Genomic DNA, 18,933 nt, shown 5'->3' with positions numbered 1-18,933 from the left:
TGAAAAGCCCCTGACATTGTGTTCAGGGGCTTTTTTATGTTTACATGCGGAGCGCGATTTCATCAATCGCATGGCGCACTTCATCCTTCGTGTTATAAAAATGAGGAGCGAGACGGATGACAGTGTCCCGCGGCGCGCAAATCACTTTTTTCTTCTTCAGCAGCGCCGCCGTTTCCGATGCCCGCCCATCCCGAATCGCAACCATGCCCGGCTGCTCTCCTGCTGGTGCCGCCGCCAGCTGCAGGCCTTTTTCAGCAGCATATTGACACGCATCGGCACAGAGCGTTTTCACATGATCCCGGATATGAGAAACCCCGATATGATTCAGCAATGATAAAGCCGATGCCGCTGCGTATACGCTGATAAAAGCAGGGGTGCCCGTTTGAAAACGGCGCGCACCTTTCGCATAATCCGCATCAAATCCGCTCTCCCTGCCGAACCAAGCTGATGCTCTCGGCTTCAGTGCGTCCGCCAGCTCCTTCCTTACATAAAGAAACGCCATACCCGGTATACCAAGCAAATACTTCCGAGTGCCTGCCGCCAGCATATCTACACCCCACTCCTTCACATCAATGGGAATGTGCCCCGCTGATTGATAAGCATCCACAAATAACAAAGAACCCTTTCTCTTTGTGATGGCAGCGACCGCTTTGACATCCTGAATGGAACCGTCACGATAATGAACATGCGGAACACACGTCAGCACTGTATCATCCGTAATATGCGTTTCATATTGTTCGAGCGGCAGCACGCCGTCTATTGATGGAATGACGGATACGTTATAATCCAATTGTGCCTGCCAGACTTGAGACACTGCCGGAAAATCCATCTCCGTATACACAACATGCTTCTTTCTAAAAACAGATAAGGACGATGCTGCAGAAACGAGCGCATCAGAAACTGACGGCACAATCGCAATTTCATCTGGTTCAGCCCCTATCAGCTTCGCAAACTCGATTCTGGCACTCTCTGTTTTTTCTATCGCTTCATTCCAGTTCGTCCCCATGTGCAGCAGGCTGTCATGATAGTCTTTGACCGCCCTTGATACAGGCTCTGCCAACGCGCTCTGTGAGCAGCTGGCAAGCATGGTATGTGTCTGCACAATTGGGAACAGCTGGCGATACTGCTGCGGCAAATGCTCCATTGTGATTCACTCCTTTTCATTATTTTGATGAAAAACCCATAAATAAACAATAGAATAAAAGAAAAAAGGAGATGGCAAGATGAGAAAAAAAGTACTGATCACAGGCTTCGACCCTTTTGACAAAGAAACCGTTAATCCATCATGGGAAGCGGCGAAACGGATGAATGGCTTTGAAACGGATGACGCAATAATCATTGCAGTACAAATTCCGACTGTTTTTAGAACCGCTCTGGACACGCTGCGGCAAGCTATACAGGAGCATCAGCCGGATATTGTGATCTGTGTCGGCCAAGCCGGAGGGCGGATGCAGATCACGCCGGAACGAGTGGCGGTCAACCTTGCAGACGCGCGCATCCCCGATAATGAAGGACAGCAGCCGATTGATGAAGAGATTTCTCCTGAAGGACCCGCTGCTTACTGGACAGGGCTGCCTGTGAAACGAATGACTGAAAAAATGAAGGAAAACGGCATTCCGGCCGCAGTTTCCTATACAGCGGGGACCTTTGTATGCAACTATTTGTTCTACGGGTTAATGGATCATATTAGCCGGACAGCTCCAAACATTCGCGGCGGGTTTATCCATATCCCTTACATCCCTGAACAAACAATCGATAAAACAGCGCCGAGCCTCAGCTTAGACACGATTGTCCGGGCATTGAGGATCGCCGCTGTTACGGCTGCACAATATGATGAGGATGTGAAATCACCGGGTGGTACGCTGCACTAAGCAGCAGCAGCCGTTTCGTCCCTCAGCCTCTTTTTGTAGACAAACGCCGATAGGGTGACACTTACTTCAAACAGGACCAGCAGCGGGATCATCACCAGAAAATCAGAAATGAAATCAGGCGGTGTAATCAATATGGACACGACGATCAGAAGAAAATAGGATAGCTTTCTCGCTTTGGCCAGCCTGTAAGGATTTAAAATCCCCAATCTTGTTAAGAACATCACCACCAAAGGCATTTCAAACAGAAAACCGAATGGCAGGCTCAAATTCACCATAAACCTGAAATAGCGGTCTGCTGTAAACATCGTTTCAAAATGGCCGGAGGACAAATGAGTCAAAAAGTTGAGTACGATCGGAAACAAGACAAAGTATCCGAAGGAGATGCCCGCCAAAAACAGCGCAAATAAACCTGGTATGTACATGAGCGTCACCTTGCGCTCTGTTTTCGTGAGCGCCGGTGCAACGAAACGCCACAGCTGGTACGCTGCAACAGGGATGGTAGCCGCAATGGCACAAATGCCGGAAAGCATCATGTACACCCAGAGGATTTCACTCGGGCCAAGCACAGCCAGCTTTCCGTCTAGGTCTCTGATCAGCCAGTCATAAATGTCCTGTACAAATAAAAAAGCCGTGATGAGAAATAGAAGAAATGCCGCGAGAGTTATGATAATCCGGCGGCGAAGCTCTTCTAAATGCCCGATCAGATGGGTTTCTTTTTTATCCATTCAAAAAAGCCCTCCCTTTCATAAAAAAAGAGGCAGACCCGGTGTCTGCCTCATCAGCACTCAGCCCGCGTTTTTGTCCTGCTTTACCGCTGTCAGCTCAGCTGATTTTTCTTCTTTTTCATCACCAGACACAAGTGATTTTGTGGCGCTTTTAAATTCCAGCAATGTCCGTCCGGCGGCACGCCCGATTTCCGGCAGCTTGGAAGGGCCAAAAATAATGAGGGCGATGACAAAGATCAGAATCAAGCCCGGTATACCAATGTTTGAAAACATGTTTTTTCACTCCTTAATTCGTAATTTTTGCCCGTTTCTTAATCATTTGTTTTTCATGGGCTTTATTGTGTGCAAAGAAACGATCCTCTTCAACCTCATTGGATTGCTTCACCCCGCCTTGAATTGTTGTGGAGGAAACCTTTCTCAATCCGGTTTGGTCTTTTTGGTAGACGAATGAAGCCCGTGTTGAAATGGCGGCGCCCGGTTCTGTCACAAACGGCATTACACGATAATCAGCTTTCCACTGGTGAGGCGTTACGGTACAGCGGACATATCCGCGATAGTCGTTAAAGAACTTAATATGCGGATTTTCTTTTAAAATTTGGTCTGTATCCGCCCGCTTATCCGCGCCATTCCCTCCGGAAGTGATCGAGGTTCCGACAAATTCAGCCCCGAAAATTTTTGAACTTGTCTTCTCAAAGTCGACGTGCAGATTTGATGCCCAGCTTGCGTGTACATCACCTGTCAGCACAACAACATTATTTAGATTTTTACTTTTAATGAAATTGATGACCCGTTCGCGCTGAGCCGGATAACCGTCCCAAGAATCCATGCTGTAGATCGGGCTTGCGCTTGTCCCGAAATTCCACTTCGCAAAGAAAATCTGCTGTGCCAGCACATTCCAGTGAGCTGTCGAGCTGCTCAAATTGTTGAAGAGCCACTGTTCCTGTTCTTTTCCTAACAGGGTCCGGTTCGGATTACGCGATTCATCAGAAGGCGGCTTATTGCCGTCATTATTAGCTTGGTCATCCCTGTACTGGCGGGTATCAAGAACATTGAAGGATGCCAGGTTTCCGTACGTAAAGTGCCTGTACAGCTGCATATCCGGGCCATTCGGCAGAGAGGAGATGCGGAGCGGCATATGTTCATAGTACGCCTGATATGCCGCCGCGCGGCGGAGCACGAATGCTTCAACCGACTGTCCTTTTTCCGGTATTTTATTGGCATAGTTGTTTTCGACTTCATGGTCATCCCATGTTACAACCCAAGGGAACGCCGCATGTGCAGCTTTCAAATTGGCGTCAGAGCGGTATTGGGCATGACGGTTCCGATAGTCCTGCAGCGTGATGATTTCCGCGCTACTGTGCGTGCGGACATTGCCTGTTTTTGATACATATTCATTTGGCCCGTATTCATATATGTAATCACCGAGATGGAAGACAAGATCAAGCTTTTCCTTCGCCATATGCTTGTAGGCCGTATAATAGCCATGCTCATATTGCTGGCAGGAAGCGAACGCAAAGGTCATTTTCGGCACATTGGCACCAGGCGCAGGAAGGGTTTTTGTTTTACCGACAGGGCTTAGTTCATGCCCGGTTTTGAAACGGTAATAGTACACTTTGTTCGGCTCAAGCCCGTCCGCTTCCACGTGCACGGAGTGGGCAAGACTTGGTTTGGCCATTTCAGTGCCCTTTCTCACGATCTTGCGGAAATGCTCATCCTTTGCGACTTCCCATTTGACTGGAACCGCCTTGTTCGGCATTCCCCCGCCATTCAGCGGATCTGGCGCCAGACGTGTCCAGAGTACGACACTGTCAGAAAGCGGATCTCCAGACGCGACCCCTAACGTAAATGGATAGCTCGAGAATTTAGGGGCAGCATTTACTTCAAACGCCCCAACTGACTGAGCAATGGTTAATCCAAGAGAAAGACCTGCAATTTTCCCCGCTCCTTGAATAAATTTGCGGCGGTCAAACGTATTGTTTTGAAAGCTTTCCTCTTTCAGTTTCTGTACCCATTCATCAAAACGACTGTCGTATGCCATTTAAGATCCCCTCTCTTCTCATTGATCGCCTTCATTATAGGAAATCATTGTTAAACGACTGTGAAGAAGTGTGAACCGATTGTAAGCGCTGAACATCAAAAACAGGTCTTCCCTCACACACCTGCCGCTGAAACATGCCGAAAGCTGTCTAAATGACGCATTTTCTGCATATCCTGTCGTTTGCAAGCCGCCCATTCGGACTATTTTTCTTCACATGATCTTAAAAAAACAAAAACACCGAGCCATTTTGCAGAATGACTCAGTGCTGTATCAGTATTTTGAAAACAATCGGCTGAAAAAGCCCTTCTTTTTCGGCTTTTCAACAGGAGGCTCTTGATCTCTTACAATTCCTTTTTCCTTCGCATCTTTCAGCCAAAATGGAAATTCAGTAAGCAGGGCGTCATAAAGCTCATCATCAGAAATGCGGTCAATCTCTTCGATATGCAGGAAGTTCGTGTTATCCACGACACGCTCTTCTAACGTATCCAATGTATGGAGAAAATCGCAGTTTCCGTTTCCGACGCCGACAAACTGCCAGAACACCGATTTATCAGAGGATGCTTCAATGATCGGTTTGATCGACTTTTTACAGCCTCCGTCATTGATAAAAACGATGAAAGCGGGATAGGGACTCGGTTCCTCCACGACATATTTGCGCAGTACGTCTTTCATAACCGGCGGCTCATCATTTCTTCCGAATTTATGCAAATGGTCATTATTCAAAATTTCAGATCGACATATCCAGAAAAATCTTTTTCAGAGACTGGCTTTAATCGGGAGAATTCACTATCATACACCCATACATCCAGCAAACCGTTATCATCAAACTGGTCAGCCACCGCCAAAATCCGCTCCACCACGTTTTGAACCGTCCCATTTTTATAGAGCGTTCTCATTGAACCCGTAATATCAAGCACCAATCCGACACGAGCCGTCACCTTCGTTAATTGCTTTTTTTCCAGTACGATCTTTACACTTTTCTTTTGCAAATCAATTGTGGCCATTCTGTCATCTCCGTCAGCTCTTTTTTCTTCGATTCTCTCACAGGAAGATTTTCCATAGCATCTCTTTTCAAAAGAAAAACACCGTTCAATGTGAACGGCGTCCTGTCTCTAAAATGTGTTATATACATTTTCACACGTCTCGGCCGTCGGCTGATAAAAGCAGTGAGACTTAAATCTGGCCACAAACGGCTGGTTATACCACTGGGCTGGACAGTCTCCCTCCGGCCTGAAGTACCACAAACTAAATTTTGCCGGCCAGCGTCTTTCACCATTAATCGACCGCCGTGCAAGGGCACGCTCGCTATCCCGAGCTCTTTGATAAAAATATCCATGAGTCACAGCCTCAAACGCGTGCGGCTGAAAAATCATCTGCCTAATGGTGCGGAGGCCTTTAAAATCTGAGCAATTCGCCCGCAGCCGATTAATTCCCACGTTGCCGACAAGCAGCATCCCCTGCTTGCCTTCGCCTTCCGCTTCAGCTCTGAGCAGCCTTGCCAGCAAATCGACATCCGCACTCGTTGCTCTCACGACCGCCATCACGTCACCTCCCCTTAATCTCCTTTCATCATATTTCATTACTTCAAAAGTGATGACGGGGGGACAGGATGAAGTTTATAAATTTATTCATTCGGATTTGCGAAAAAGCCTAAAAACAAAAGGCTAGTTGTTTGTTCATCTGTGATGGCGAAGAAGAATGGGCGGTTCGCCGTCAAGATAACATCTGGCGCGAGCGCTGCCGACTCAACAATTTCTGCTGTCGAGGCAGCTGCAGCCTCGGCTCCTGCTTCATCCACCTTGATAAACGTATGATGATTTACATCATCGATTGAAACACCGCGGCCTTCAGTAAACATTCTGGAAAAGTCAGCATCAGAAAAGACGGATTTCATCCCCATATCGCGAAGAGCATGTTTTACGTTATACTTTCCTTTCAGCGTAAAACGGGGCAGGCTCAGCTTCACTGTTTTTGGCTGAAATGCGGTGTCCCATGCTTTTATGTTTTGATACGTGAAGAGAGACAAGAAAGAAGCCGGCTTTATCTTCGGCAGAAATAAAGTGAAAGAAAGCTGCTGATCTTCATATGGAAGCTTGACTGCTTGGAGCAGTTCATTTTCTAAATAAGCAAGGCGTGCAGACTGCCTCATCATCGGCAGTTTTTTGGAAGAGCCGTCAGGCAGAAGAAAATGCTCCTCAGCCGTCAACTGCCGGTCAAACGGCAGCGACCACTTTTCTTGAAAGTAGACGGCGTTTACCAAAAGCGAAACAGCTTCTGGTGAAAGACGATCCGCTATGTCGTCAATATGACCTTTTGTTTGCTGTGCTGTCCACTGGTTGATTGAGTTCTTTGCAGTCTGAATATTGCCATCCATCTTGAAGACACTCCCAGAGTAGAATTGTTTAAGCGTTTGTTTAAAGCCAGATCTGGGTTCAAGGCTTGTCCATACTGCATTGGCCGTCAGGAGATCACCTTCAGGCAAAGACTCGAATCTTTTCATAAGCGCCAGCGATGACTCATTGATGCTGCTGTCATGAAGACCTGATAAATATAAAGCAGCTTTGATTTCTTTTAATGTGTTTCCCTCCGCTCCATTTGCAGTCATTACCAGCAGCTGCTGCAAGCTGTATGGGGAGATTAACAAATTGTCCATTACATCTTTATCTGACATGCTTTTAAACAATTCGGTTCCGAATTCACGCTCCGCTTCAATAAAACGCTCATGAATATTGTAGGCTTTGTTTTTTGCAGAATGAGCAGTTGATACCGGCTCTTCAGCAGGCCTGCACCCGCCTCCGAAAAGCATAAACATCATCATCACCGTGAACATCTTGCCTTTCATACAAACGATTCACTCCTTTTATACGGACAATAAAAACACAATATAAGGTTTAACTTTCTGCATTTGAGGAATCATACATAACAAATAAATGACAGAAGGAGGAACTTTAGAATGACACATGTGAAAGCGCTCGCGATTAAAGGTATTATGACAATTATTGTGCTGTATCTGGTGCTTGGCCTGGGCTTTGGTTTCACGTTTGGTGATACGATCTTAATGACACTTGTGTTAGGAATTATTTCATATTTGCTGGGCGATCTTTATGTATTGCCAAGATGGAATAATATGATTGCGACTTTGGCTGATTTCGGTCTGGCCTTTCTTGTCATTTGGCTGATGGGCATGCCGCTTTCTATGGGGATGACTGGCGGTGAAGTTGCATTGGCAGCTTTATTCGGTGCAATCGCCATGGCAATCGGTGAATATTGCTTCCATTTCTATATGATGAGCAAAGAGATTGGCAAGAAGCATTATCTTGAAACAAGAACAGATTCATAACGGGAGGGCCGGTGCTGACAGCATCGGCCGTTTTTACATATTGGGTGCCTTTGTTTACGCATCCTGCTTGTCCGCGTTCCTGATCGCCATGTAGGAAAAAAACAAACCGAATGCCGCCAAAGATAATGGGATATACACAACAGACGATATGGAGAAACCGGGGTTTGTTGAACTGATGAGCATCACAATCACTACAGACGAAATGATGGTCGCCGGAACTGAGTGTTTACGCATCCCAAAAAAGATGGGAACTAAACTGGTTCCAGCGGCGCCAAAAGCGAAAACCGCCATTTTTACCTTTTCACCGATAGAGTGGTCGTCTTCTACTAGCAATATGCGCTGCATCTTCTCACCTACCCTTTGCAAAATCAAAACACACACACGTAATTACACTTATTGTAATTGAAAAACGTGTGTGTTTTACAAAAATTACTCATTTTTACCTGTTTTCAGTTTTCTATATTCCATGCCCGTTATGATAATAAATACGGCTGCGCATCCAATGGTTTGAGTAAGCTGGAGCCGCTCACCAAGAAATAAGGCTCCAAAGAAAATCGTCAGGACAGGCCCTGCCATTGAAATACTGGCAGCTCGCAGTGCCCCGATTCGTTTTATGCCCTCAAGCATCAGCACAAATGGAATCACAGTAGAGACGACTGCGATGAACACAAATAAACCGTACACAGCAAGCGGATATGCTGTCATTGGCGTATTCATGCCGATCGCCGCCTTAATGCCTGTGTAAAGCATCATGGCCGCTCCGGCTGCCGTCATCCCGTATGCATTGAGACGGATGCCGCCGATTTGATGGACGAGATGCCCGGAAAGGACAAGATAACCAGCATAGACTGCCGAAGACAACAAAATCAATACAGCTCCAATGCTATTCGCCTGAAAAAGCTCAGCATTCCAGCCTCCGAGCGCAAAGAAAAGGCCGAACATGACCGCCAGCATGGCGAAAAGGTCCTGAATTGAACCCATTTTCAGGTCACGACACGTGGTGAATCCAAACACAAACAACGGACAGCTCATCAGCAATATACGTTCAACCATTGCGGATACATGGTTCAGCCCAATAAAATCAAGCAAGGGAGACAGAAAAAAACAAAACACTCCCGCCCCACAAGCCTTCCATAGGTCTCCTTTTTTCTTACCGTCTGGCATTGGTGGACGGTATATCAAAAAAATCAGCCAAAACAGCGGAACAGCCATCAGCTGCCTGTATAGCAGCACGGCATCTGGCTCAGCACCCATTTGGTAAGCCCATTTAATCCAAATTGACTTAGACGCAAAACAAACCGTTCCGATCAACAAAAAAACCGTACCTGCTGCGGCCTCGCGAAGCTTACTCTGCTCTTCTAATCTCATCTCAGCTCAGCTATTCTCCTTTACTTATTTAAATGCTTTTGGATAAAATCCAGAAGCGTATATCCTTGAGCCGTCAGAATAACACCTTTCCCGCTGCAGGCCGGGCAAGGTGTTCCTTCGATTTCTCCCGATCTTTCACATTTGGGACATGCGGCCTCAAGATCATCTGTTGCAATAACCATTTGACATCCTCCTTTCTTATTCATCTGCAATGCACCACCAGCCATCATCCATTGGCCGTCACCTCCTTTAAGAAACACAAAAACCCCCGTCCTATGCAAAGGACGAGGGTCTCGCGGTACCACCTTTATTAACAGCTATACAGCCGTTCACTCTCAGTACAGAAAACATCCGTTTCGATACTCCTCTCTTGGTAACGGGGAGAGAATCCCGGCATCGCCTACTATCCGTTCAGCAAAGCAATTCAGAAGCCCATTCGGCATCAGGGAAGGATCGGTTCACAGCTGCCACCGACTCTCTGAACCTCCACACTGATGCGTACTTACTCTTCCTCACGATTGTTGATCCGTTCTTTTGTTACTAAATGTTATAATACTCTGTTAATTTAGAGAAGTCAATTTTTAATCCGATTTTTTACGCCAAGTTCTTCCAGTGCCATATTGATGTGCTCCTCCTGCTGTGTCTGCAGAGCAAATTTGGCAACTTCCAGCGGATATGCCGCCTGCATCTCTGAGATGTGTTCCTGTATTTTTGCCCATATGCGGCCGCCTGCTTGATGATAGTATTCAAGCAAACGCGCGGTTTCCTCTTCCCCGAACAGCATTTGATAAAAGATAAAATCTTTGGCTGGATCGGCGACCTTTGCTTCTGTCCAATCCAGAAGGCCTGTAACGTGTTCATTTTGATTGATAAGGATATGCGGCGGATGGAGATCGCCGTGTATCAGCACGGAGAAACCTGGCCAGTATGCATCATCATTTATCCATGTTTGCCATCTTTGCCAAAGCTGTTCAGACACTCCAAGCGTGTTCTTTACGTCATCCATAGTTTCAGCTGTGTTTCGCCTGACTTCTTCCGGACTCATCACGTTTATACCAGATTGGCCAGCGTCTGCTGGGTTCATTCCATGTAATTCAGCCAGTATCTTGGCAAGTGTCCGTATAAAATGGTCTGATGGCGGCTGATGATTCATATTCCATACATACTGTTTCTGTTCCAAGTCAATCCCAGCAGCCGGTGTTCCTTTTAACATAGGGTAAGCGATCAATTCCGGTGTATGAACTCTCCAATCCGGCACATCAGCTGTAAGAATTGTCCGGAGAAAGGCAAGCGTTCTGCCTTCTGAAGCTGCTCTTTCCACAACATCATCTCGCCGCGGCTTTCGCAGCACCCACGGCATACCTGTGTCGTCCTTGGCAAATACAACTTGAAAATCCATTCCCGTTTCATTCAATTGCGCGTTTTCGGAGTGAACCGCAAGCCCCTGGTTGCGTGCAAGTGCCACAATCTCATGAATAAGCTGTTTCTCATTTTGGTTTGTCATCTTTTTTCCCCTTTCCCATGTTCCGCCTGCCATAGAGAGAAGGAATGTGTGAAAGGCACAAAAAAGAGGGGCAGCATCGCCACCCTCTTTTATGACAAAGTATAAGGGCTATACATAGGCAGATCCATCCCGATTCTCCGCATTCAGGCGAGAGTCGTTCACTATTGAATTCGTTTCAATCGGAATCTCATGAATGCCATGCGGTAACCCCTCCGTTCTTTATACGTAGATTATCATATTCCAATTTCAATCTTCTAGAACAATGATTCAAGTCACTGGGGCGGGATTAAACAAGCACAAATCATTATGAAGGCCCCAACGGTCTGCCCACGTTTGCTTGCGGCCGCTCGCCACATCCAGAATCGTCCTAAAGATCTCCCAGCCTACGTCTTCTATACTGGCTTCACCTGTTGCAATTCGTCCGGCATTGATATCGATTAAATCCGCCCAATGCTCTGATAAGGAATGCCTTGTTGATACTTTCAGCACCGGTGCAGCAGCCAAGCCGTACGGTGTTCCCCTTCCTGTCGTAAACACCTGCAGATTCATTCCTGCCGCCAGCTGGAGAGTTCCGCACACAAAATCGCTTGCCGGTGTCGCCGCGAACAGCAGGCCTTTTTGCTCTGCCTTTTCGCCTGGGCCGAGCACGCCGGAGATAGGGCTTGTGCCTGATTTGGCTACCGATCCTAACGCCTTTTCTACCACATTGGATAATCCGCCTTTTTTATTGCCTGGCGAAGGATTCGCGCTTCGGTCCGCCTCCCCCCGCCCAAGATAGCGGTCATACCACTTCATCTCTTTAATCAGCGAATGTCCGACCTCTTCACTGACAGCCCGTGGCGTTAATAAATGAATCGCATCCCGCACCTCTGTCACTTCAGAAAACAAAACCGTTGCACCTGCGCGAACCAATAAATCAGCCGCATACCCCACGGCAGGGTTCGCCGTCACGCCGGAAAACGCATCACTGCCGCCGCATTGCAGGCCGATAACCAGATCCGAAACAGGGCATGACACCCGGGTTCTGCTGTTCAGCCTGATTAACCGTTCCTCCGCCATTTCCAAAATGGATTGAATCATCGCCGCAAAACCTTGATGATCCTGGAGTGATAGGATGTCTTCGTGATTTTGAGGCGCAATTATTGCCGGGAGAAGCTTTTCACATCCCAATCCGATGACCATTACTTCCCCGCCGAAGTTTGGATGCTTCGCGAGATTTTGAATCGTACGAATCGGAATGACGGCGTCCGGCGCGTTGATCGCCACACCGCAGCCGTATTGATGATGCAGCGGCACAACATCATCGACATTTGGATATTTCGGCAGCAGCTCTTCTTTTATCCGTTTGACCGCATAATCCAAAACGCCAACGACACATTGAACACTTGTGGTAATACCAAGAATATTTTTTGTCCCCGCACTGCCGTCCGGATTTCGATATCCTTCAAACGTGTAGCCTTCAAGAGGCGGCTGCGGTTTGGCCACTCTGTTTGCAAGTGGAAGATCATCTAAATCCGGGGGAGCGGGCATTCTCACGAGGTCTTCCCGAATCCAGCTCCCGCGTTTGATCGTCTCATCAGCAAACCCGATCACCTCTCTGTAACGGACAATCTCATCCCCTTGATTCAGGTCGATTAAGGCCACCTTATGGCCTTGGGGGACATCCTCTTCAAGCACAAGGCCGCATGAAAACACAGTGCCCTTTGGCAGTCCTCCATCATTGACAATAATCGCCGTGTTATCTGTTTCATTCACTTTGATGTAAAGGGGCGCTTGGTTCTGCCTGAGGTTCATCGCCATCAGAAAATCACTCCTCATATCATAGTAAGCGTTTTCTAAATCGGTTCAAAAAAAGCCGCAGATCTTACGTTCCAACTGCGGCTGTCTCTACAATTATTGATCATCTATACCCTTCAGAATTTTGTCACGGACAAATTTCAAATGCTCATACATGTGGTAATGCGCTTTGTACGGGTCTCTTTTGGCAAGAGCGTCATAGATTTTTTTGTGGTATTCGACCGTTACATCTCTCTCCCTGTACGGAATCTGACTGTCAATTTTCGCATGGGTGATCAGCAGGGATTGAATCATCCCTTCGACAACGGGATTATTGGCACTTAACGCTATAATTCGATGGAATTCTTTATCTGCTTCACCATAAAGATTGTCAGTGCTGTTGGCGATATCGTCAATCGTCTTCTGCAAACGCTGAAGCTCATCCTCATTGATTTTTTCCGCGGCTATCGTTACAAGTCCGAGTTCTAACGCCATCCGCGCTTCAATAATCGCCGGAAGATTATCAGTGGCCAAGGCAAGCATGACGGAAAATGGCTGCATGCCGATTTTGTCGTTAAAATACGTGCCGCCTCTGGTTTTCCTCGTAATCACACCCAGTGTCTCTAGTGAGCTGAGGGCCTCGCGAAGCACCGGCCTGCTGACATGCAAAATGTCCATCAGTTCCATTTCTGTCGGCAATTTGTCACCGGCCTTTAACTGTCCGCTCGATAATAAATGGACAATCCGTTCAATGACCTGCTTGGCTAACGTTTTCCGATTGACTGTATCGACTTTCAGATCTTCTAAACCTTCGTACACGAACAACTCTCCCTTCAGTTGTTCAATTGTAAGACAAAATAGCTGAGATGACAATATTTACAATCAAACTTATCGCACAAGGCACGGGCGTTTTCGGTCAAACTCCCAGTTGCTGATCAGAAACTGCATAGGGATCGCATCATTCCGTGCGCCTAAATTCATGTTTCGATAGAGGTCATGCGCTTTTTCCACTTGTTCCATATCAATATCGACGCCAAGACCAGGCTTATTTGGCACCTTCATACAGCCAGCAGCAATCTCAAAAGGCTGCTTTGTTAACCGCTGCCCGTCCTGCCAGATCCAATGGGTATCAATTGCCGTGATGCGCCCCGGAGCCGCAGCCGCCACATGGGTAAACATTGCAAGGGAGATGTCAAAGTGGTTGTTGGAGTGGGAGCCCCATGTCAAACCCCAATCATGGCACATTTGCGCAACCCGCACGGAACCTTGCATCGTCCAAAAATGAGGATCCGCCAGCGGAATATCCACCGCGTGAAGCTGAATCGCGTGGCCCATTTCCCGCCAGTCGGTCGCAATCATATTTGTCGCGGTCGGAAGCCCTGTCGCGCGGCGGAACTCAGCCATCACTTCACGGGCGGAGTAGCCGTTTTCATCCCCGCACGGATCTTCCGCATACGCGAGCACATCTTGCTTTCCTTTGCATAAGGAAATGGCTTCCTCTAATGACCACGCCCCATTCGGATCAAGGGTGATCCTTGCCTCTGGAAAACGTTTCGATAATGCGGTGACGGCTTCCATTTCATCCTCTCCCGGCAGCACCCCGCCTTTCAGCTTGAAATCCTGAAAGCCGTAACGCTCCTGCGCGGATTCGGCAAGACGCACAATAGCCTCCGGCGTCAGCGCTTCCTCATGGCGGAGACGGAACCATGCACAATCTGACTGCTCATCGCTTTGATACGGCAGGGCCGTCCGCTTTCGGTCGCCGATGTAAAAGAGGTAGCCGAGCATTTTCACTTCATCACGCTGCTTCCCTTCGCCCAGCAAAGCCGCGACCGGTTCCTGAAGGAACTTTCCAAGCAAATCTAACAAAGCGGCTTCCAGCGCTGTGACGGCATGCACCGTGGTACGCAAATCAAACGTCTGAATGCCGCGACCTCCCCTGTCCTGATCAGCAAACTGCTTTCTGACCGTTTGCAATATCGACTGGTAGGCGCCAATGGATTTTCCGATAACAAGCGGCACAGCCAGCTCCAGCGTGCGGCGGATGTGTTCACCGCCAGGCACCTCGCCGACACCCTGATTTCCGCTGTTGTCGGTTAAAATCACGATATTCCTGGTGAAAAATGGGCTGTGCGCGCCGCTCAGATTCAGCAGCATGCTGTCATGTCCCGCAACAGGGATCACCTTCATCTCTATAATTGAAGGAATATTCGATCTTTTTTCTTTTTGAACCTGCTCTTGTATGGATGAACTCATGTCTTTTCCTCCTTTTTATAAAGCGCTTTCATAAATATTAGACCGGCAATGATTGATCGGGATCTTGCTCTTGTTTCTTTAACACGACCCGTTTGATCGGCCCGACCAGCAGCAAATAGCTGAGGATCGCCGCAACCGCGTTAGCACCGACAAACACGAGCGCGCCATTAAAAGATCCTGTCGCATTCACGATGTAGCCGATAATAATCGGTGTTGTGATCGAGGCAATATTTCCGAAAGTATTGAACAAACCGCCGCTTAATCCTGCACACTCTTTCGGAGACGTGTCCGACACGACAGCCCAGCCCAGTGCGCCGAAGCCTTTTCCAAAAAACGCGAGCGACATAATAACAACGACAAGCCACGCTGAATCTGTATAGTTGCAGACAATCATACTGCAAGACAGCAGCATGCCGGCAATGATTGGCGCTTTTCTAGCAAAGGTGAGCGAACGGCCTTTTTTGAGTAAGATGTCTGACACGATGCCCCCAAGCACACCGCCGGCAAATCCGCACAGCGCCGGCAGAGAAGCAACAAACCCTGCCTCAAGGATAGACATGCCGCGGGCCTGAACCAAATATACCGGAAACCATGTGAGAAAGAAATAGGTGAGAGTCGTAATGCAATATTGCGCGATGTACACGCCAATCAGCATGCGGTTCGTTAACAGCTGTTTGATATACGGCCATTTCGATTCTGTTTCTTGCTTGCTTTTGCTGTCATCCATGGAGATCAGCCCGCCTCCCTGTTCGATATACGCAAGCTCGGCTTCGTTGACCTTCGGATGTTTTTTCGGTTCGTACACCGTTTTTAGCCAGATGACAGCCAGAAGAATGCCCGCTGCACCCATGACAACAAAGACAGAATGCCAGCCGAAAGAGTGGGTGAGCCAGCCCATTAAAGGAGAAAAAATGACGATTGCGAAGTATTGAGCTGAATTAAAAAAGGCTGAAGCTGTCCCGCGCTCGGAGCTTGGGAACCATGAGGCAACAACTCTGCCGTTTCCGGGAAATGAAGGCGCTTCAGACAAGCCGACCAAAAAACGCAGTGCAAACAGCAGGATAATCGCTGTGCCGGCGGAGAAAAAGCCAATCGCCCCTTGCAGCAGTGTAAAAAACGACCAGAAAAAGATGCTTAATGCAATAACAGTCTTTGAACCAAAGCGGTCCAGCAGCCAGCCGCCGGGAAGCTGCCCGATGACATAGGCCCAGCCAAAAGCAGAAAAGACATATCCCATGGCGACCGAGTCCAATCCCAGATCATGCTGGACGGAATCCCCGGTGATGGAAAGCGTCGCCCGATCAGCATAGTTAATAGAGGTCACAAGAAACAGCATAAAAACGATGAACCAGCGCACAGACGTTTTTTTGTCCGCCGGTGAAACATTCGCATAGTCTTTTTTCATAGTATCTTCTCCTTTTCAAAGTAGAGAATCATATGCTGGCTGTGATAAAGCCGGGAAAGAGACATCCGCCTCTTCCCCAGCACCATTACGGCTTCACAAAAACGGTTTTGATCGCCGTGAAAAAGTCCTTCGCTGCCTCACCCTGTTCGCGGGAGTGGGAGCTCGACTGCTTCATTCCGCCAAAAGGCGCCTGAAGCTCAACACCCGCGCTTTCTGCGTTAATCCGGACAAGACCGGCGTCAATATCATCAACGAATGAGAGCATTCGGCCGATGTTTTGCGTAAAAATAGATGCGCTTAAGCCGAATTTCACGTCATTGGCAATGTCCAGCGCCTCCTCCATCGTATTCACCTTCATCAAAGCAATCACCGGACCGAAAATTTCCTCTTGGGCAATCGTCATCTCAGATGTCACATTGTCAAAGATGGCGGGCTGAACAAAATAGCCCTTTTGGTATTTTCCGTTCTCCAGCTTTTCTCCTCCAATCAAAAGAGAAGCGCCTTCCTGTTTGCCTTTCTCAATGTACGACAGGCAGTTATCAAGCTGATTTTTGCTGGCGATCGGCCCCATCCAGACATCCTCTTTTAAGCTGTCTCCGATCGTAATATCCTTTGTGCGCTGAAGCAGTTTTTCTTTAAAGCGGCCGTAAATTCCGCTTTGCACGATGACACGGCTTGTCGCAGTGCACTTCTGGCCGGTTGAACGGAAGGCACCCGTAATGACAGCTTCAGCCGCAGCTTCAAGATCAGCGTCATCGGCTACGATAACCGGGTTTTTGCCGCCCATTTCAAGCTGGTATTTGGCTCCTCTCGCTAAAGCGGCCTGCCCGATGATTTTCCCGACTTGATTTGAACCGGTAAACGTAACGGCGTTTACCCCGTCATGCTCAGCAAGCCCCTGCCCGACAACAGAACCCGGGCCTGTCACCAAATTGATGACCCCTGCCGGCAGCCCCGCTTCCTCAAAGCAGGCAATAATCTTCGCGCATGTCACGGCAGTTTCTGTCGCCGGTTTGATGACAACGGTATTTCCGTATACCAATGCCGGCGCCATTTTCCAAATCGGAATTGCCACCGGGAAGTTCCACGGAGAAATCACGCCGACTACACCGAGCGGAACACGGGTGGTAAACATGAGCGCGTCTTTGTCAGTAGACGGAATGACGTCACCCGTTTTGCGCATGCCCTCTCCGGCGTAATAGCGCAGAATGGCAATCCCGCGGGCTGTTTCTCCTTTCGCTTCCGGCAGTGTTTTCCCCATCTCACGCGTTGCACAGACGGCGATTTCCTCTAAGCGCTGCTCCATAATATCCGCCGTTTTGTATAAGTATTGGCCCCGCTCGGCCCCCGTCAGCTTTCTCCAAGCCGTTTTGGCTTCATTGGCGGCGGCGACAGCCCGTTCCACATCTTCTGCCGTTGAATTTTGTACATAGCCGACAATATCATTCACATCCGCAGGGTTTTCGACCTTAACCATATCGCCTGATTGAGACTTAACCCACTCTCCATTAATAAAGTTGAGATATGTGTTTTGTTCCGTGATCACTGACATGCCCATTGCCCCTTTCATGTTTATTCTGTTTATCAAACCGTGGCGGCTTTTTTCGGAAAACGGTCAACCGCCTGCTTCAGAATCGCTTCTAATTGCTGATAATGCTCTTTTTCAACCGGGCCTACAGGCGGTCTTGCAGTATTTCTCACATTCAATCCCATGATTTCCATGCCTGCTTTGATCAAAGATACAGCATATCCTTTTCGTTGTTTGCGAATGTCGTTGATCGGGAGAATCACATGCTGATAGAGTTCCTTCACCAGCTCGCCATCTCCGTTTTTCAATGCATCATAGAACATCCGGGAAATATGCGGAATATAATTTGAAATCGCTGAGGAATAGGAGTGAAACCCGATCGGCAGGTAAGCCGGCATCGTCACTTCAGCCATCGGCATTCCGTTGAGCCATCCTAAACGGTCGCCAAGTGTATAGACGAGGTTGATATTCAAATCCATATTCCCCACCCCGTCCTTCACACCGACAAGCTGTTCACATTCGGTCAGCCGTTTGATCTGCTCAACAGAAAGAACGGCGTTATCGCGCTGGTAAAGAATCGCATTCAAGTCGGTGCTTTCCATAATCGTTTTCGCATACTGATACAGCCCCTCCTGTTCGCCATGCACCAAATACGGAGGCAGGATCAAGTAGCCATCGGCACCTTTTTTCTCTGACAGCTGCGCCCATTCAAGCGCTGTGCTGAGGTTTCCGCCCACCCCCGTATAAACCGGCACCTTGCCTCCGGCTGCCGAGACTGCGACTTCCACCATTTGCTCGTATTCTTTATGGCTGAGGGATTGAAATTCACCAGACCCGCAAGCGATAAAAATCGCTTCCAAGCCTTCTTCCAGCAAAAACTCAATGTTTTGAAAAAGAGCTTCTTCCTCCAGTTTTCCTTGTGTATTAAAGGGTGCAACCGGAAAACCTAAAATTCCAGCGGGTGCTTTTCTCATACGGCTCATCAGCATAACCTCCTGTTATTTGTGTATACAGCCCCTGATTGAAAGCGCTTTTATTCATTTTTCTTTTATATCCGCTCCTCCCCTATATCCTTTTGTTTAATTGTAAGACAAATAAACAATAAGTCAATATCTTTATTTT

The 18,933-nt window shown here is 48.0% G+C and carries 19 protein-coding genes, 2 pseudogenes and 1 other annotated feature; of the genes and pseudogenes, 3 read left to right on the top strand and 18 right to left on the bottom strand.

Annotated features, from left to right (window positions below; all coding sequences use genetic code 11):
- Positions 1-40: 40 nt before the first annotated feature.
- A complete protein-coding gene (locus MOB98_RS04325) occupies positions 41-1,144 on the bottom strand; it encodes an aminotransferase class V-fold PLP-dependent enzyme (protein WP_268367194.1) in 1,104 nt (367 codons plus the stop codon).
- A gap of 79 nt (positions 1,145-1,223) precedes the next feature.
- On the opposite strand from MOB98_RS04325, the gene pcp reads away from it, so the two are divergent.
- The gene (gene pcp / locus MOB98_RS04320; RefSeq protein WP_268367195.1) at positions 1,224-1,871 is read left to right on the top strand and encodes a pyroglutamyl-peptidase I; all 648 of its coding nucleotides are present in this window, start codon (positions 1,224-1,226) and stop codon (positions 1,869-1,871) included.
- On the opposite strand, the gene tatC is transcribed toward pcp, so the two are convergent.
- From tatC to MOB98_RS04285, 7 genes and pseudogenes are all read right to left on the bottom strand, one after another.
- On the bottom strand, positions 1,868-2,596 hold the full coding sequence (gene tatC / locus MOB98_RS04315; protein ID WP_268367196.1) for a twin-arginine translocase subunit TatC: 729 nt from the start codon (positions 2,594-2,596) through the stop codon (positions 1,868-1,870). The two genes, pcp and tatC, sit on opposite strands and share 4 nt — an antisense overlap.
- A gap of 60 nt (positions 2,597-2,656) precedes the next feature.
- A complete protein-coding gene (tatAD, locus tag MOB98_RS04310; protein WP_003223835.1) occupies positions 2,657-2,869 on the bottom strand; it encodes a sec-independent protein translocase protein TatAD in 213 nt (70 codons plus the stop codon).
- Between the two features lie 13 nt (positions 2,870-2,882).
- Positions 2,883-4,634 (bottom strand): alkaline phosphatase PhoD, encoded by a 1,752-nt coding sequence (phoD, locus tag MOB98_RS04305; RefSeq protein WP_268367197.1) that lies wholly within the window; start codon positions 4,632-4,634, stop codon positions 2,883-2,885.
- An 18-nt stretch (positions 4,635-4,652) separates the two neighbouring features.
- Complete coding sequence (locus MOB98_RS04300; RefSeq protein WP_268367198.1) at positions 4,653-4,829, bottom strand: hypothetical protein; 177 nt, start codon at positions 4,827-4,829, stop codon at positions 4,653-4,655.
- A gap of 75 nt (positions 4,830-4,904) precedes the next feature.
- Positions 4,905-5,638, bottom strand: a pseudogene (locus tag MOB98_RS04295) (vWA domain-containing protein).
- Positions 5,639-5,746: 108 nt separating this feature from the next.
- Positions 5,747-6,175, bottom strand: a complete 429-nt coding sequence (gene cwlJ, locus MOB98_RS04290) for a cell wall hydrolase CwlJ (protein ID WP_268358570.1) — start codon at positions 6,173-6,175, stop codon at positions 5,747-5,749.
- An 83-nt stretch (positions 6,176-6,258) separates the two neighbouring features.
- The gene (locus MOB98_RS04285) at positions 6,259-7,476 is read right to left on the bottom strand and encodes a serpin family protein (protein WP_268358567.1); all 1,218 of its coding nucleotides are present in this window, start codon (positions 7,474-7,476) and stop codon (positions 6,259-6,261) included.
- Positions 7,477-7,587: 111 nt separating this feature from the next.
- Between MOB98_RS04285 and MOB98_RS04280 the strand changes: the two genes are divergently transcribed.
- Both MOB98_RS04280 and MOB98_RS04275 read left to right on the top strand, forming a co-directional pair.
- Positions 7,588-7,974, top strand: coding sequence for a YndM family protein (locus tag MOB98_RS04280; RefSeq protein WP_268358565.1), 387 nt, complete (start codon positions 7,588-7,590; stop codon positions 7,972-7,974).
- Positions 7,934-8,068 carry a hypothetical protein gene (locus MOB98_RS04275; protein WP_268358563.1) on the top strand — a complete coding sequence of 45 codons (135 nt, stop codon included), beginning with the start codon at positions 7,934-7,936 and terminating at the stop codon, positions 8,066-8,068. Before MOB98_RS04280 ends, MOB98_RS04275 begins: the two co-directional genes overlap by 41 nt.
- Here MOB98_RS04275 and MOB98_RS04270 read toward each other — a convergent pair.
- From MOB98_RS04270 to kdgD, 10 genes and pseudogenes are all read right to left on the bottom strand, one after another.
- Positions 8,029-8,277, bottom strand: a pseudogene (locus tag MOB98_RS04270) (ABC transporter permease); the annotation flags it as partial. The gene MOB98_RS04275 and the pseudogene MOB98_RS04270 overlap by 40 nt on opposite strands.
- 126 nt (positions 8,278-8,403) lie before the next feature.
- A complete protein-coding gene (locus MOB98_RS04265) occupies positions 8,404-9,342 on the bottom strand; it encodes a DMT family transporter (protein ID WP_268358561.1) in 939 nt (312 codons plus the stop codon).
- 20 nt (positions 9,343-9,362) lie between these two features.
- Positions 9,363-9,524, bottom strand: coding sequence for an anti-TRAP regulator (rtpA, locus tag MOB98_RS04260; protein ID WP_268358558.1), 162 nt, complete (start codon positions 9,522-9,524; stop codon positions 9,363-9,365).
- A 95-nt stretch (positions 9,525-9,619) separates the two neighbouring features.
- Positions 9,620-9,867 (bottom strand) — a binding site (T-box leader).
- A 49-nt stretch (positions 9,868-9,916) separates the two neighbouring features.
- Complete coding sequence (gene mphK, locus MOB98_RS04255; RefSeq protein ID WP_268358555.1) at positions 9,917-10,846, bottom strand: macrolide 2'-phosphotransferase MphK; 930 nt, start codon at positions 10,844-10,846, stop codon at positions 9,917-9,919.
- Between the two features lie 267 nt (positions 10,847-11,113).
- Complete coding sequence (garD, locus tag MOB98_RS04250) at positions 11,114-12,646, bottom strand: galactarate dehydratase (RefSeq protein WP_268358549.1); 1,533 nt, start codon at positions 12,644-12,646, stop codon at positions 11,114-11,116.
- Positions 12,647-12,739: 93 nt separating this feature from the next.
- On the bottom strand, positions 12,740-13,441 hold the full coding sequence (locus MOB98_RS04245; protein ID WP_268358547.1) for a FadR/GntR family transcriptional regulator: 702 nt from the start codon (positions 13,439-13,441) through the stop codon (positions 12,740-12,742).
- A 69-nt stretch (positions 13,442-13,510) separates the two neighbouring features.
- Positions 13,511-14,878 (bottom strand): glucarate dehydratase, encoded by a 1,368-nt coding sequence (gudD, locus tag MOB98_RS04240; RefSeq protein ID WP_268358546.1) that lies wholly within the window; start codon positions 14,876-14,878, stop codon positions 13,511-13,513.
- A 37-nt stretch (positions 14,879-14,915) separates the two neighbouring features.
- Positions 14,916-16,283, bottom strand: a complete 1,368-nt coding sequence (gene gudP, locus MOB98_RS04235) for a glucarate transporter GudP (protein WP_268358544.1) — start codon at positions 16,281-16,283, stop codon at positions 14,916-14,918.
- A gap of 85 nt (positions 16,284-16,368) precedes the next feature.
- Positions 16,369-17,835: an alpha-ketoglutaric semialdehyde dehydrogenase GucD gene (gucD, locus tag MOB98_RS04230; protein ID WP_268358541.1), complete on the bottom strand. Its 1,467-nt coding sequence runs from the start codon at positions 17,833-17,835 to the stop codon at positions 16,369-16,371.
- Between the two features lie 32 nt (positions 17,836-17,867).
- On the bottom strand, positions 17,868-18,794 hold the full coding sequence (gene kdgD / locus MOB98_RS04225) for a 5-dehydro-4-deoxyglucarate dehydratase (RefSeq protein ID WP_268358539.1): 927 nt from the start codon (positions 18,792-18,794) through the stop codon (positions 17,868-17,870).
- Positions 18,795-18,933: the final 139 nt, after the last annotated feature.

This window comes from Bacillus sp. N13C7 (assembly GCF_026790065.1).
GTDB lineage: Bacteria > Bacillota > Bacilli > Bacillales > Bacillaceae > Bacillus.
The sequence above is the reverse complement of the archived record's forward strand: the minus strand, read 5'-3'. Positions and strand labels throughout refer to the sequence as shown.